Below are 14955 nucleotides of genomic sequence, written 5' to 3'. Positions count from 1 at the left end.
TTTTGCTCGATCATTGTGTATCGAGCTGGGTCTTATCAGGCGTTGGCCTGGTTGCGTCGTTTGCGACGAATCACTCCGGCAGATGCCAGACCGAGGGTCACGAGCGCCAGTGAAGAAGGTTCTGGAACTGACTGCAATGAAGCTGAGTCGACTCCAACGATGTCGAACGCGAATTGTCCGTTACGAGCAAATCCGTTGACATCCCAGAACTTTCCGGAGGAGTTTCCAGTGAACTTCTGAGTGAACTCTGGATCTCCAGTGAAGGCGAATCCATCTGAAAGGTTTCCAGCAATTCCGCCGTTCAGGAAGTTGTCGTACTGCGACAATGCCACAGTGTAGTTTCCTGGTCCAAGACCGAGGATTTCCATGTAAACGTCGTAGGTGCTGCCTGTGACTGGATCGATATTCACATCTGGGAATCCGCCATCGTCATTGAAGTCGATCACGTTTCCACTGGAATCGAACAAGTACAGGATCGGATCGAAACCACCAGCGGAAACAACGTTTCCGTCAGCTTGTGTTCCGCCGGCGTAACCGAACGACTGCAGAGTCACGTCCGAAGCGGAATTCAGCGTGAAGTTGAACAGCTGAACAGTGTCATCTGTTTGGAACTCCCCGCTAAACGAGAAGAATCCCGCTTCCGCTTGAGAAAGCATGCCCATCATCATGACGATGGACCATGCGGCCATAAATTTTTTCATTCTTCACCCACAATTCTTCTTAGTTATTGATTGCTCTTTTTCTCTCTCACAAATGTCTTCCCTGCAGTGGAAGCACGTGGGTTTGCAAACTTGCCCAACTATGCGAGAGGATTTTGAAATGGGCAAAGAGTCAATTCTCAAAAAACTTAGGACCTCCCTGACATGCGGATACGGGGGTTTGATTTGATGCAATTTCTCCACAAATCGACACAGGCTGAGGCATCGGACCACGGAACTCACGGAGTAACTCACGAGCCCTGAAATCTCACCAAATGGCAACAGAATTCATTCGAGCGGCGAAATCGACTAGAACTAACCCTTAGATAGACTTTCAGTTTGGATGGGTCGTAATGGTCATACAAATTCGACGGCTACTTGTGGCAGTACTTCTTCTCGGCAGCCTCACTTTTCAGAAAGGTTTTGCTGAGATCCCCGTTCTGAGCGTTGATGGCCAACCGCTGGCGGCGAATGTGGCGCGGCTCATTGAGTGCCGAGAGGCGATCGGAGACCCGTTTCCAGAAGCGCTTCTCAACGAACTCAAGAAAGCTGTTGAGAGCCGTGATTCGTTGCGGATTCAGGAACTTCTCGATTCCGAAGTTCTACTGGCTGTCCACTTGAATCCGGAGTATCGGGTGAAGGTGACTCGCGGACCAAAAAAGGCGGTCCTCACACAACATGGCTATCAGCCGTTTCTGGTCAAAGTCATCAACGAGTCAACACTCACGGAGCGCTTAAGAGTCTCTTCACCTCAGTCGGGGAATGTCTACTCCGGTGTCTCACCATTCATTCTGCAGCGACAGCAACAGGAACATCTCGGTGATTCCGACTCGCAGGAAACCAGTCCGACCAGCTCGAATGACTCAGCATCCGAGAGGATTTTCCAGTTCGAACTCTTCGATGATCCTCCGTTGACGGATCGACTAAGTGGGCTCGAAGTCGAATATGTTTTGCTGCTGGCTTACTGTTCCGAGGAAGGAAAACGCGAAGCGACGCTCGCATTCGATGTCGGTCAGGGAACTCAGGATCTGGGCTTTCGCGGGGAGATTCCGATACTCTTCGAATGTCAACCTGCGGTGCCGGTTCGTCTATCCATTCATGATGAAGATGGAACGCCTACGACAGCAAGGTTAATGATTCGCGACGCAAAGGGACGAGTTCTTCCGCCGCAACCGAAGCGGCTGGCTCCAGATTTCTTCTTTCAGGAGCAGATCTATCGACATGATGGAGAATCGATCCGCCTCGCTCCCGGCGAATACTCAATCATAAGTTCGCGTGGACCGGAATATGTCGTTCAAAAGCAACAGGTCACAATTGATCCGCAACAAGAAAACACAGTCGAAGTTCATCTTCAGAGATGGGTGAATCCGATGGAGTTCGGATTTTATAGCGGAGATCATCACATTCACGGAGCTGGGTGTTCGCATTATCAAGATCCGACACAAGGCGTTTCTCCGGTCGACATGTTTCGTCAGGTGAAGGGAGAAGGGTTAAACGTCGGCTGTGTTTTGACGTGGGGCCCCTGCTTTGATTTTCAGCGGCGGTATTTCTCACCTCAGGCTGACCTCGTCAGCGAACCGATGACGCTACTGAAATACGATCTGGAGATCAGTGGTTTCGGTTCGGCAGCCCTCGGTCACGTCTGTCTCCTCAACCTTTCCGATCAGGTTTATCCCGGGACGAACGGGACAACCGACGGTTGGCCGACTTGGACAGTGCCTGTCATGCGTTGGGCCAAAGATCAGGGAGGTGTCACCGGCTATCCGCACTCAGACATGCGGATTGATGAAGAGAAATACGCTGATTGGATTCTTCGGCGGCATGACAAGAATGGAGACAAAGAAGTCAGCATCGACGAATCGGAAGCGGCTCTTCTTCCCGACAAGTTCGGACTCATTGATGAAGACGCGACCGGGACTCTCTCTCGTGCCGAAATTGTGAGAGTGGCTGATCGCGCAGCGAACACGCTTCCCAATCTCGTTCTTCCCTCCATGAACGGATCTGGGGCGATGGAAATCTTTGTCAGTGCATCCGAAGGAGTTTGTGACTTCACCAGCGCCATGGATACCGGCCGGATTGGTGAGTGGAACACCTGGTATCACCTGCTCAACTGTGGACTTCCGATCAAGTTGAGCGGCGAAACGGATTTTCCGTGTATGAGTAGTCGTCGAGTCGGTCAGGGGCGCGTTTACGTCAATCTCGGAGAAGAAGAACGTCAGCAGATTCAGTTTTCTGACTGGTGTGAGGGATTGGCAGCCGGACGGTCGTACGTCTCAGACGGATATGCACACGCTCTCAAGTTTGAGGTCAGCGGAGTCGAACCCGGAACCGGTGCGCTCCTCTTGAAAGGACCTTCCGTGGTGCTTGTGGAAGGTCTAGTCAGCTTTGCGCCGGAAACACCTGTCGCTGTGGCTTACGGGACCCAACCCAATTCAGACGGGCGACGTGAAGTCGGGGACACGCGGATTCTGCACGGGACGAGAAGTAACCAGACGATTCAGGGAGGCGATCGCCGCGTTGAAGTCGTGAGAAACGGTGAAGTGGTCGCTTCGCAAGTCGTTCCCGCGGATGGAAAACCTCATCGAATTGCTTTGTCGGTGAATGTGTACCAAAGCAGCTGGATCGCTTTGAGACACTTTCCTCAACTGCATACAAACCCCGTCGACGTCATCGTCTCGAACGAGCCGATTCGAAGCTCGGAAGAGAGTGCGGAATGGTGCGCTCAGTCCGTCGAACTCTTGTGGGCATCTCGCAGCCATGTGATCGCCGAGAATGAGCGTGAAGAAGCCAGAGCAGCCTATGATCGGGCGATTGAAACCTATCGGGCTCGACGGATCGAAGCAAAACGCATCCGCGAATCGCTCGTCATTCCGTGATTCATCGCCCGAACAAGCCAGTGCGCCCTGAAAAGGAAAATGAACTCAGATGGTCCTCGACCGATGGGTTGAGTGTTCTGATCGCGAAGACTAGGCAAGTGAGAGTGAAACTCTGCCGTTTAATCGGGGACAGTTGATGCGTTCACCGGTTTCTGAATCTCTTTCCGGCTTTGAGAGCTGAAACATTCGCGTTTTGACAGCGTTGCGTCGTTGTAATGCGTTGCATTTTCACCCGTGGCATTCATACTTTGCCACCAACGAATCGTCTTCAATCATATCAACGCGATCGTCAAATCGACGGATCATCTCCTTCGACGGCCTATTTCGATCGTTCCAAGAATCCAGTGTGGAGAAAAATCAATGGCTGCAACTACGGATTTTCCGATTCCATTGCATGAGTACAAAGTGGTTCCTCTGGACCCGAAGCAGCCAACACTGACTGACGAACAGCGCGAACAGCTTGAGAAAAACATTCAGTTGTGTCGCGATGCCATTATCTTCTTCACAGCCATCGGTGGAGCAAAGGGACTCGGCGGTCACTCCGGCGGCCCCTACGATACTGTCCCAGAAACCTTGATCATGCATGGGTTTATGGAGAACAGTCGCCAGGGAGGAACGCCTGGCATTGTTCCCGTCTTCTTTGACGAAGCCGGCCACCGGGTTGCGACTCAATATTTGATGTCCGTCCTTGAAGGCGAAATGGACATCGAGAAGCTCTACCACTACCGCGAGTACTTGTCACACCTCCCCGGACATCCGGAACGTGGCTTCACTCCCGGCGTGAAATTCAGCTCAGGCCGATTGGGACACATGTGGCCGTTTGTGAATGGTGTCGCTCTCGCGAATCCTGACAAAGTCGTCTTCATGCTGGGATCGGACGGATCTCAGATGGAAGGCAACGACGCTGAAGCTGCCCGTTTGGCGGTTGCCCAGCAGCTCAATGTCAAAGTCATCGTCGATGACAACGATGTCACCATCGCTGGACATCCATCGAATTATCTCCCCGGATACGACGTTTCCAAGACACTCGCCGGACACGGACTTCGAGTCGATACCGGAGACGGAGAGGATCTCGACAGCCTTTATAGTCGCATGTGTGCGGCAGTCACCGAATCCGGTCCTGTCGCTTTGATGAACAAGCGAAAAATGTGCGTGGGGATCGAAGGTCTTGAAGGCAGCGCTCACGGTCACGATGTCATCGGGACGAAAGTCGCGATCGACTATCTCAAATCTCGCGGACGTGCAGAAGCTGTTGACTACCTCGAGTCAGTTGAAAAAGGACCAGGCGGACCGTCTTACGAAGGTTGTGACGCGAGCAGCGTCGGCAAGAATCGTGACCTGTTCGGAAAGATCTTGAACGAAATTCTCGACGCCATTCCGGAAGAGCAACGCATCGCCTCGGTCAAAGTTTTTGACTGCGATCTCGAAGGCAGTTGCGGCCTCAACCATGTCCGAAAAGAACATCCCGAAGTTTTCGTTCGGGGCGGAATCATGGAGCGCGGAAACTTCTCAGCAGCGGCCGGTTTCGGATACGAGACAGGCAAGCAGGGAATCTTCGCAACGTTTTCAGCATTCCTGGAAATGGTTGTTTCCGAAGTCACCATGGCCCGCTTGAATCAGAGTAATGTCCTTGCTCACTTCAGCCATGCTGGTTGCGATGACATGGCCGACAACACCTGTCACTTCGGTCTCAACAACATGTTCGGAGACAACGGACTTCCGGACGAAGATCGAGACAACACTCGACTCTATTTCCCTGCTGATCAGCACCAGTTCCGCAAGTGCCTGAAATCGATTTACAACGATCTTGGGTTGCGGTTCCTCTTCTCGACCCGCTCTGGTGTTCCAGATCTATTGAATGAAGATGGTGAGAAACTGTTCGGCGATGGATACGAATTCGTGTCCGGAAAAGATGACGTGATTCGCGAAGGAACCGCGGGTTACATCGTCACTTTCGGGGAAACGACATATCGTGCCCTGGATGCAGTGATCAAGCTGAAGGCCGCCGGGATTGATTTTGGTCTGATCTGCAAAGCGACTCTCAACGTCTACGACGAAGAGATGATGCAGAAGCTGGCCGCGTCACCAGCGGTTCTGGTTGCTGAATCGTTCAACGTGAAGACCGGTCTCGGTTCACGGTTCGGAACAGAACTACTCAAGCGAGGATTCACCGGCCGGTACAACAACATCGGAACACATCGTGAAGGTTCCGGCGGATTGTGGCAGCAGATGGGATATCAGGGGCTGGATTCCGAAGGGATTCAGAACACCGTTAAGGAACTCTTGAAGTAATCCTCTCAGCGAACTTGTTCAATTCGACTCCTCGTGACTGGCATTGGCTCGGTCACGAGGAGTTTTTGTTTGAACAGTGACCTTGCGTGCAGAGTTTTGGTTCGGCGCTCCCATCGCTCTCAAAGTGAAGCCCACTCACCTGACGGCTCCCCTGCCCTGTCACTTACAACAGCGAGAGGACTTCAGGTTCGAATGCGTAGAGAAAGAGCCTTAGATCGAAGTTAGCTTTGTCCGATGTATCGATTCACGATCGGGCTGTAGGCGTCGATTCGTCGATCTCTGAGGAAGGGCCAATGGGTTCGCTGCTGGTCGATCGTCGAGAAGTCACACTCCGCCATCAGGATCTCAGCTTGATCCTTGCTCGCTTTGGCGATGATGGTCCCGGATGGGTTGCACAGAAAACTCTGACCCCAGAACTGGATTCCTCCATCGGGATCACCTTCGTGTCCAATCCGATTTGCGGCAGCGACGTAAACCCCGTTGGCGATCGCGTGGCTTCGCTGGATCGTTTCCCAAGAGGAATGCTGGGCTTCGCCGTACTCGGCTTTCTCTGCCGGGTGCCAGCCAATCGCAGTCGGATAAAACAGAATCTCAGCTCCAGCAAGCGCTGTGAGCCGAGCTGCTTCGGGGTACCACTGGTCCCAGCAGATCAGGACGCCAACTTTTCCGAATCGCGTCGAAAAGACTTTGAATCCCAAATCGCCGGGAGTGAAGTAGAACTTCTCGTAGAACAGCGGATCATCGGGGATGTGCATTTTCCGATAGAGGCCAAGCTCTGATCCGTCAGCGTCGAAGACAACAGCGGTATTGTGATAGAGACCGGCTGCCCGCTTCTCGAACAGTGACGCCACGATGACGACTCCGCATTCCTTGGCTAGCTGCGAAAATGCTTTCGTGCTTGGTCCTGGAATCGTTTCCGCGAGATCGAAGTTCGCGTGATCTTCGCTTTGGCAAAAGTACTGAGAGCGGAACAGCTCCTGAGTACAGATGATTTGTCCGCCCTGCTCTGCAGCTTGGCGAATATCAGAAATCGTCGCTTCCAGGTTTTCCTGAGGGTCGGTCGATGCGGATCGTTGAATGAGTGCGACATTCACTGGGTGATTTTGCATGGGCATTGGGAGACATTCCTCACGAAGTTCCGAAAATCGACACAGCATGCTGCTCGATTGGAAAAACAGATTGCGGAAAAGGTCGAGCGAGCGATTGCTTCGCTGGACGGGTGCGCTGGCCGCGTTTGCATGCCAAACGTCCGTGCGGAAGTTTGCATGATTGGGTGGAAGAGTACGGTGTGACCGCCCGAAGGTCTACAGCTGCGTGATTGAGATTTCTGACGAGTCACTTCGAGATGGTGGGGTTCTCGTACCAGATGACTCCGAGATTGTCGCGTTCTTCGCAGGTCAGCAGGTCGAGATCTCCATCCTGATCCAAATCGATTGTCTGCAGCAGGTCAAACTTCACTCCATCTTCGAGTCCGGCTATATCGATGAATGACCACTCGTCGGACATGACGTTGTCTCTCTTGAGCCATTCGAGTCCGCGTTTTTCCCCGGAGTGCTCACACGAGAAAACGAGGTCGTTCAGGCCATCAAGATCGATGTCGAGTATCGCGATTCCTTTACCTGTGCCTGCATCCGAAGGCATCGGAATTTCATGTTCTCGCCAGTTTTGACCAGAAGCGCCAACACGTTCGTACCATGTGATCGGACCGTTCTTCACAGCGACAGCGATGTCGGATTGGCCATCATGATTGAGATCCCCCTGACTGAGAAACATGACTTCTCGATCAGTTCCTCCGATGGTGTGACGCGTCCATTGAGGAGTTCCGGAACCGTCTCGTTCGTATTCGAGCCAATGCAGACCTCTCCTTGAGAGCTTACGGTCGGTGTAGAGAATGTCATCATCACCGTCGCCGTCCATGTCGGTCACTTCGATGCTCATGATCCAGCCGACTTCTGTCAGCGGGTGCCATGTCCACTCGGAAATTTCACGAGGGTCTGAGGGCGATTGAAGCCATCCGAGTTGGGCATTGTTTCCCTTAGCACCGACAACAAGGTCGATCCCGTTCTGGTGGTCGATATTCATCGGAGTGCAGAACATCCAGAGACCTTGAGATTTCATTGCAGGGACGGCCACCGTGTCCCATGACTCTCCGTTCTGCCAGTGAAAGTAGACCGAACGGTTTTTTCCTTCGCAGCAACTGACGACCTCCATTTGGCCATCCCCGTCAAGGTCCGCGAAGACAGCATCCTCTGGGGAGGCAACGTGCCCGGCGATTGAGAGCGGCCACGCACTGTCGGCAGCCTTCGGTCCCGGGTTGGTGTAGACGCGAATCTGGCCACCTTCTTCCCACCCAGTGACGAGGTCAGGATGTCCGTCGGAATTGATATCCGCGACGCGGATTCCGTCTGCTCCGCGGGAAGTGTTGTCGATGGTGTGGCGGACCCAGACAGATTCTTCAGCGAATCCGATCTGAATGAAAACAAAGCATCCCGCGATGACCGTCGCTGTTTTGAACATACCGATAGACCTTGATTGCCTGGACTCAATGCTCCTCCGACACTTCAACAACTTCGGATGCGAAATTCAATTGAAAACGACGTCACCCTCAAGAGAGTGACGTCGTTTCGGCAATTTCAATTTGTTTAGCGAATCTCAAAACAGCTTTACTGCAGGTTTTCGTCCGCGAAGTTAGCGATCATCGTGCCCATGGCTTTCAAAATGGCTCGATGTGTCTGAGCGTCGCCTGTCAGTGTGTTCTCGGATGTGTTCTTGAGTTGGATTGTCAGAGTGTCGTCTTCCCCTTTCATGGCTTCGACGACTTTTGAGATCCATTCGAATGTCAAGAACGCGCTGGCTGCCTGTCGGCCGGTGCCGACTTCATCTTCTTCTCGCTGCGAGATTCGGTTCTCGACGCGTTCTTGTTGTCGGTTGAACGCTGGTGAGAAGATGCTGGCTTCGTCGTTGAGCAATCCATTCAGCGACTCGACGAGTGGAGTTGCTTTGGCTTTCACGGAAAGAACTGTTCCGTCGCTTGCGAGGTTCTGAGCAGACTGAGCTGCTTCGATTCGCTTCGAAAGTTCTTCGACGGCGTTCTCACCAAAGGCGAGCCAAAATGCTTTGTCGCTGGCCGCCACATATGCAGAAGCGACCGATTCACCGTACAGGTCAATCAGAGCTTGTGGAACGTTCTTGCCGAGACCGATTTTCGAGATTTTGGTCCCACCGACATCAGCGACGCCGTTTTCAACGGTCCAACCTTCGATCGACTCTGGGAGCTTGTCGACAATCGCTTGAATCGAATCTTGGCCGATGCAGCGGACTCCGAGAATCAACACGTGGTGGTCACCCGAAGGAACAACGTCAACCATCGCATCCAGCAGCGTCATATCGGTGCTGCGAATCAGCACGTCATTCAACAGCTTCGATGATTCTTTTCTCGCTACCTTTTCTGCATCACTCGCATTCTTGTCTTCATCGATTTGTTCTTGAGCGACGACTTCTGACTTCTTGTAGAGTTCGATGAGTCCCTTGGCAGTTCGATCATCGTGTGCGAGATGGACTCTGGCTGTCAGGATGGCATCGATCGGTTGTTGAATCGCGGCAAAGTAGCTCGCGTTATCGCTGATCCGTGCAATGTTCTCTGCAAGTGGAGTGTTAGGGATCGCAGAAAACTCAAGAGTCGCACCGAGGACATCGGTCTTTCGATCGAGATCTGTGCCCACTGTGAATTCTGAGCATTCGACAAACCACTGCTGGAAGATTGCCAGCTGCTCGTTCAACCAGGCCTGTCGAAGTTCGTGGGCATTCTGTGTTTCGTCAGTTCGCTTTTGAATCGATTCGATGGTAGAAGTACGCATTGAATCGAATGCGGTCGAACGAGCATCCATTTTCGCGGCGTCGTGAACGACATGTGCGAACAGGCCGTAACCCTTTTCGACGAGATCTTTGTGCAGGTCCGCTGGATGCTCCATATCTTTTGGGATCCATTCCTGTCGCGGGAAAATAACCGCGTAGTCAGGATCTCGGAGTGAACGCAGCCAACCTTCGTAAACGTTCCCGGTCAATTCGTAGAGGTTCCGATCTTTTCGATCCCGTTCCGGGACAATGTCGATGGGATCGAGATTGTCATCGAGAAATTCATCCAGATCACTGACCGGGATGATGGCCTGGATCTCTTGTCCGTTTTCAGCGGAGAAGAGCATGTCGAAGCGGATCGGATTTTCCTGATCGACTCCGATGAGAAAGATGTCGATGTTGGGGAAGATGTTGTTCTCGAAAGACTCCTGGCGGCCAGCGAGATCGGCGACCAGATACTCCATGTCTTCCAGCAAGCTTTGAGCGCTGCCAATACCTGCGATGAGCCGACTCGATTCCGGTTCAGCGCCTGTCGCCAGCGTCGCCATGCCAATGACGGCCGAAAACGTCAACAACAATAAACCATTGTGATGGGCGTCAGACTTCACGTGTGTTTCCTCTCTGCGTGTTCTTCTGTCTCACTCCGTTGTGGAACGACAGAGAATTGACGATTGCAAAGAATATGCGTTTTAGGACGATTCCGAGAATAGGCAATGACGCTTCGATGAGCAAGATGCAACATATGGGCGTTCTGTCGGCAACTCGCCAGAAGGACTCTTCTGTAAATGCCAAGTTCCTTCGCTCACGTGAAGACTTAAAGAGTTGTTGATGCATACTCGTCAAATCAATCGGAGATTGCCTACACTGGTAAAGACCATTTCTGGTGATCTTTCTCGGCTGGATGACCGAAACCAGTCTCAAGATCACTTCATTTCCTTAGCCAAAAACTCAGGGATCATTCATGTCTCAACTCAATCGTCGTATTTTTCTCGGTGCGGCAGCTTCAGGAATCGCAGCAACAGCCGGGCTGACACGCACCGCGACAGCTCAATCCACCAACCGAAATAACGAAATCGGCATTGGTGTCATCGGAATGGGCGGACGAGGCAACGAACTTTCCAATGGATTTCGCAGTGCTCCGGGAGCACGGATTGTTGCAGTCGCCGATCCAGACGAACAGCGCTCCGGTCAGGCGGGCGAGAAATTCGAAGCTCAGTCTTATCAGGACCTTCGCAAATTGCTCGACGACAAAAACGTCGATGCTGTTGTTGTCGCAACATGCAACCACTGGCACTGTCTGGCGGCGATCTGGGCGATTCAAGCCGGGAAAGATGTTTACGTTGAGAAGCCCCTTTCGCACTCTCAGTGGGAAGGGGAACAGGTCGTCAAAGCTGCTCGAAAAGAAAACCGAATCGTTCAGATCGGAACTCAACAGCGATCTGACCCGATGCAGGCTGAGATCAAACAGTTCCTTCATGAGGATCAGGCACTCGGAAAGATCCTTTATGCTCAAGCCAATCGGCTAGGACCACGTGCTTCGGTTGGAAAACGCGAAACACCGCTGCCGATTCCAGAAGGTATCGACTACGACCTGTGGTGTGGACCAGCCGCGATGGACGATCTCTATCGCAACAGCTTCCACTACGACTGGCACTGGGACTGGAATACAGGTTCTGGAGAAATGGGCAACTGGGGTGTTCATGTTCTCGATGATGTTCGCAATATCGCATATCAGGATTCCGTAAAAACACCTCAGCGAATTCTTGCATGCGGCGGACGCGTCGCTTGGAACGATGCTGCCGACTCACCGAACGTCCATTACGTCTATTTCGACACAGGCACGTTCCCAACTCTGATTGCTTTGAGCAATCTGAACAAAGCTCCCAACGAGCGTGGCGGATGGCCGACGAATACCGGCTTGCCAACGGACGGTCCTTCGTCTGGTTATGTTGTCGCCTGCGAAGGTGGCTACTATCTCGGACAACGTGGTCGAGGAAAGGCAGTCGACAAGGAAGGACGCGAAATTCGCGCGTTCAAGGGCGGCGATATTAATGCTCTTCACAAAGCCAACTTCCTCGATGCCGTTCGGTCGCGAGATCGAAGCAGCCTGAACGCAGAAGTCGAAGTCGGACATCACTCGACCGGTTGGTGCAATCTGGCCAACGTCGGATTCCGGGCTGGTGAAGCCTTCGATGCGACACAGGCTCGTTCCATCGATACTTCTCAGGAACAATGGGATCTGTTGTTGAAGTCGATGGAGTCTCAACTCGGAAAGTTCGACGTGAAGCTTTCGGACATGGAAATTCGAATGAGCCCGATCCTGACGCACAATCCGAAAACCGAACGGTTCGAAGGTGAGCACGCCGATTCCGCGAACAAATATCTGAAACGAGAGTACCGCGAGAAGTACACCGTTCCGGAAATCAGCTAAGTTTCCGCCATGTGATGATTGCCCAACGTTCTGATTCATGTTTGATGACATGCGTGGGACTTGAGTGGTCTTACTTGGTTGTGAAAATCATCCGCAGCAATTTGACTCGACGAACTGCTTCATGAAAATCTCGTGAAGCAGTTCATTTTTTTGACACCCATCAGTTCTCTCCAGAATATGCAGATCACATCTGTCAACGAGATCGAAGATCCACGAATCGCGGTCTACCGCCACGTTAAGAAAACGAATTTGACTCGATGGTCAGGTCAGTTCATCGCTGAAGGTCAGAAGGTTGTTGAACGACTTCTGCAGAGCGGCTTGAGTGTGGAGTCGATTCTGATCCGAGAGGGTAAGCTCGCACTTGCGGAGGAGTGGTCCAAACATAACGTCCCGGCGTTCGTCATTCCGGATGCGATGTCTCGTGAGTTGCTCGGATACAACTTTCATGCTGGGGTGCTGGCCTGCGGATTGCGGCCGGCGAATCCGCCGCTCGATGAACTTCTGAGTACCGATTCCAACAAGTGTTTGATTCTGGCCTGTCCATTTCTGACGAATCCAGAAAACGTCGGCTCCATCATTCGGCTGGCGAGAGGGTTCGGCGTGAGCGGTCTCATCGTCGGTTCTCAAACGAGTGACCCGTTCTCAAGAAGATCGATTCGAGTTTCCATGGGAAACGGTTTTCGAATCCCGATTCGTGAGAGCCAGAGTCTGCTGGGCGATCTCAATCAATTGCGGCAGCAATGGAACTTCAAAATCCTGGCAGCTGCGCTGTCTGACGATGCGATTCCTCTGTCTGATGTTCGGCGGCCCGAGCGATGTGTCCTGCTGCTTGGAAACGAAGATACCGGACTTGAACAAGAGTATCTTGCCTCGGCGGATCAGATTGTAACAATCCCCATGCAGGCGGACGCTGACTCATTGAATGTTGCCATGGCAGCAGGGATTTTTGTACACCATCTCTGTCATTCTTGAAGAATTGTATGACGTCATACTGCCGTGCACTTTCAATGCGTTAAGAATCGAGCCACTCCATTTCTGATTTGCTGCAATTCAAGCGAGCAATCTTCACTTCATCAAACAATGACTTTCTGGCGAGTGCAAAGAACCCATGAATGTGGTTTCGTCGCGGTATTGCTGATCGGCTTCATCAGGCGACTATTGAGTTGCCAATTCCGCAGATATGACCGTTCATATCCCAAGTTCGTTCACAGTTTGAGAACAACAAACCTCGAGAACAGCAAACCCGGCAACTCGATCGAAGAATCGAGTTGTCTTCATTTCGTCTTTACAAGACTGCAGTTGGGAAGCTGTCAGTCGAGACTCAATCCCGGAGGAGAAACATGAATTTACGGCTGATTGGGCTGACGGTCTTGATCCCGTTGGTCGGAATGACTTCCAGTGCTGCTTTTTCGGAAGACTGGCCTCAATGGCGGGGCGTGAATCGCGACGCTGTGTGGGATGAGACAGGAATCGTTACCGAAATCTCGGATTCCGGATTGAAGGTGAACTGGCGAACTCCCATCGCGGGCGGTTACGCAGGTCCTGCGGTCGTCGGCGACCGGGTTTACGTGACTGATTTCATTCGAGAATCGGGCGATCCCACCAATGGGCCGGGGACAGTCAACGAACTCGCTGGTACTGAACGCGTTTTGTGTCTGGATGCATCGAACGGCGAAATCATCTGGACCAACGCTCGCGAATGTAAGTACCGAATCTCTTATCCGTGTGGTCCCAGGACGACGCCCACTGTGGATGGTGATCGAGTGGTCACGCTCGGCGCTGAGGGGACCCTGCTCTGTCTCAACCGCCACAACGGAGAAGTCCTCTGGGAGAAGAACTTTCCTGAGGAGTATCAGGCGAAGACGCCAATCTGGGGATTCTCATCGCATCCGTTGATCGATGGGAACATGGTCTACTGCGTCGTGGGCGGACCTGGAAGTATTGCCGTCGCTTTTGATCTTGAAACAGGCGAAGAGAAGTGGCGTGCCCTGACCGCATCAGAACAGGGTTACTGCCCTCCAACGCTCATTGAAGCTGGCGGTCGGAAACAACTTCTCATCTGGGATGCTGACAACCTGAACGGCCTCGATCCGGAGACCGGAGAAGTTTTCTGGTCCGTCGCTTTGAAACCAAGCTACGGCATGTCCATCATGGCCCCGCAGGTGTCAGGCAATCTGCTGTTCGCGAGCGGAATCGGAGATGTCGGCGTTCTGTTGAAGCTCAATGAAGAGACTCCGACCGTCACAGAGCTGTGGCGAGGACATCCACGCAACTCAGTTTATTGTGCCAACAGCACACCTTTCATTGACGGGCAAACACTCTTCGGTGTCGACTGCAAAACAGGCGGGCTGCGTGGTGTCGATCTGGAAACTGGTGAGCGACTCTGGGAAACGTTTGAGCCAACAACCGGTTCTCATCGCATGGGGCACGGAACAGCGTTTCTGATCAAGAACGGCAGTCGATACCTGCTGTTCAGTGAGACAGGTGATCTGATCCTCGCCAACTTGACTCGCGAGGGATATGAAGAAGTTGGTCGCTTCCATGTTCTGGAGCCGACCGGAGAAGCGTTTGGACGCAACGTCGTTTGGACTCATCCTGCTTTTGCGAACGGTCAGTGCTACGTTCGAAACGATGAAGAAATCGTTTCCGTCTCACTGCGTGCTGATGAGCAGTAACACCGATTGACGAATGCTTGACGAAACTGAAATCGGCCGTGGAGGGGAAGCTGATCCCTTCCACGGCCAATTGTTCATTTAGAGCAAGTTGCTCTTTCCTGTGCACTCGCTTGCACTGTTTCATAAGT

General features: G+C 52.5%; 9 protein-coding genes. 5 read left to right on the top strand and 4 right to left on the bottom strand.

The annotated features are described in order from the left end of the window. Window positions 1-35 precede the first annotated feature (35 nt). Window positions 36-701, bottom strand: coding sequence for a DVUA0089 family protein (locus AB1L42_RS03375; RefSeq protein ID WP_367051184.1), 666 nt, complete (start codon window positions 699-701; stop codon window positions 36-38). Window positions 702-1051: 350 nt separating this feature from the next. Here AB1L42_RS03375 and AB1L42_RS03370 point away from each other — a divergent pair, with 350 nt between their 5' ends. Then, window positions 1052-3574 carry a CehA/McbA family metallohydrolase gene (locus AB1L42_RS03370; protein ID WP_367051182.1) on the top strand — a complete coding sequence of 841 codons (2523 nt, stop codon included), beginning with the start codon at window positions 1052-1054 and terminating at the stop codon, window positions 3572-3574. A 360-nt stretch (window positions 3575-3934) separates the two neighbouring features. Continuing rightward, window positions 3935-5866: a transketolase C-terminal domain-containing protein gene (locus AB1L42_RS03365; protein WP_367051180.1), complete on the top strand. Its 1932-nt coding sequence runs from the start codon at window positions 3935-3937 to the stop codon at window positions 5864-5866. Between the two features lie 221 nt (window positions 5867-6087). On the opposite strand, the gene AB1L42_RS03360 is transcribed toward AB1L42_RS03365, so the two are convergent. From AB1L42_RS03360 to AB1L42_RS03350, 3 genes are all read right to left on the bottom strand, one after another. Then, complete coding sequence (locus tag AB1L42_RS03360) at window positions 6088-6975, bottom strand: carbon-nitrogen hydrolase (protein ID WP_367051701.1); 888 nt, start codon at window positions 6973-6975, stop codon at window positions 6088-6090. 226 nt (window positions 6976-7201) lie between these two features. Then, window positions 7202-8383 (bottom strand): VCBS repeat-containing protein, encoded by a 1182-nt coding sequence (locus tag AB1L42_RS03355; RefSeq protein WP_367051178.1) that lies wholly within the window; start codon window positions 8381-8383, stop codon window positions 7202-7204. A gap of 146 nt (window positions 8384-8529) precedes the next feature. Next, the gene (locus AB1L42_RS03350; protein WP_367051176.1) at window positions 8530-10329 is read right to left on the bottom strand and encodes a hypothetical protein; all 1800 of its coding nucleotides are present in this window, start codon (window positions 10327-10329) and stop codon (window positions 8530-8532) included. 353 nt (window positions 10330-10682) lie between these two features. On the opposite strand from AB1L42_RS03350, the gene AB1L42_RS03345 reads away from it, so the two are divergent. The 3 genes from AB1L42_RS03345 (at window position 10683) to AB1L42_RS03335 (ending at window position 14827) form a co-directional block, all read left to right on the top strand. Continuing rightward, the gene (locus AB1L42_RS03345; protein WP_367051174.1) at window positions 10683-12152 is read left to right on the top strand and encodes a Gfo/Idh/MocA family oxidoreductase; all 1470 of its coding nucleotides are present in this window, start codon (window positions 10683-10685) and stop codon (window positions 12150-12152) included. A gap of 177 nt (window positions 12153-12329) precedes the next feature. Further along, on the top strand, window positions 12330-13124 hold the full coding sequence (locus tag AB1L42_RS03340; RefSeq protein ID WP_367051172.1) for an RNA methyltransferase: 795 nt from the start codon (window positions 12330-12332) through the stop codon (window positions 13122-13124). A gap of 368 nt (window positions 13125-13492) precedes the next feature. Further along, window positions 13493-14827, top strand: coding sequence for a PQQ-binding-like beta-propeller repeat protein (locus AB1L42_RS03335; protein ID WP_367051170.1), 1335 nt, complete (start codon window positions 13493-13495; stop codon window positions 14825-14827). Window positions 14828-14955 lie beyond the last annotated feature (128 nt).

The organism is Thalassoglobus sp. JC818 (assembly GCF_040717535.1).
Lineage (GTDB): Bacteria > Planctomycetota > Planctomycetia > Planctomycetales > Planctomycetaceae > Thalassoglobus.
This window is presented reverse-complemented; position numbering and strand designations above follow the sequence as displayed.

Excerpts from the sequence above, each read along its gene's own strand:
- AB1L42_RS03375 (WP_367051184.1), bottom strand. The coding sequence starts at position 701 with ATGAAAAAATTTATGGCCGCATGGTCCATCGTCATGATGATGGGCATG.
- AB1L42_RS03370 (WP_367051182.1), top strand. The coding sequence starts at position 1,052 with ATGGTCATACAAATTCGACGGCTACTTGTGGCAGTACTTCTTCTCGGC.
- AB1L42_RS03365 (WP_367051180.1), top strand. The coding sequence starts at position 3,935 with ATGGCTGCAACTACGGATTTTCCGATTCCATTGCATGAGTACAAAGTG.
- AB1L42_RS03360 (WP_367051701.1), bottom strand. The coding sequence starts at position 6,975 with ATGCAAAATCACCCAGTGAATGTCGCACTCATTCAACGATCCGCATCG.
- AB1L42_RS03355 (WP_367051178.1), bottom strand. The coding sequence starts at position 8,383 with ATGTTCAAAACAGCGACGGTCATCGCGGGATGCTTTGTTTTCATTCAG.
- AB1L42_RS03345 (WP_367051174.1), top strand. The coding sequence starts at position 10,683 with ATGTCTCAACTCAATCGTCGTATTTTTCTCGGTGCGGCAGCTTCAGGA.
- AB1L42_RS03340 (WP_367051172.1), top strand. The coding sequence starts at position 12,330 with ATGCAGATCACATCTGTCAACGAGATCGAAGATCCACGAATCGCGGTC.
- AB1L42_RS03335 (WP_367051170.1), top strand. The coding sequence starts at position 13,493 with ATGAATTTACGGCTGATTGGGCTGACGGTCTTGATCCCGTTGGTCGGA.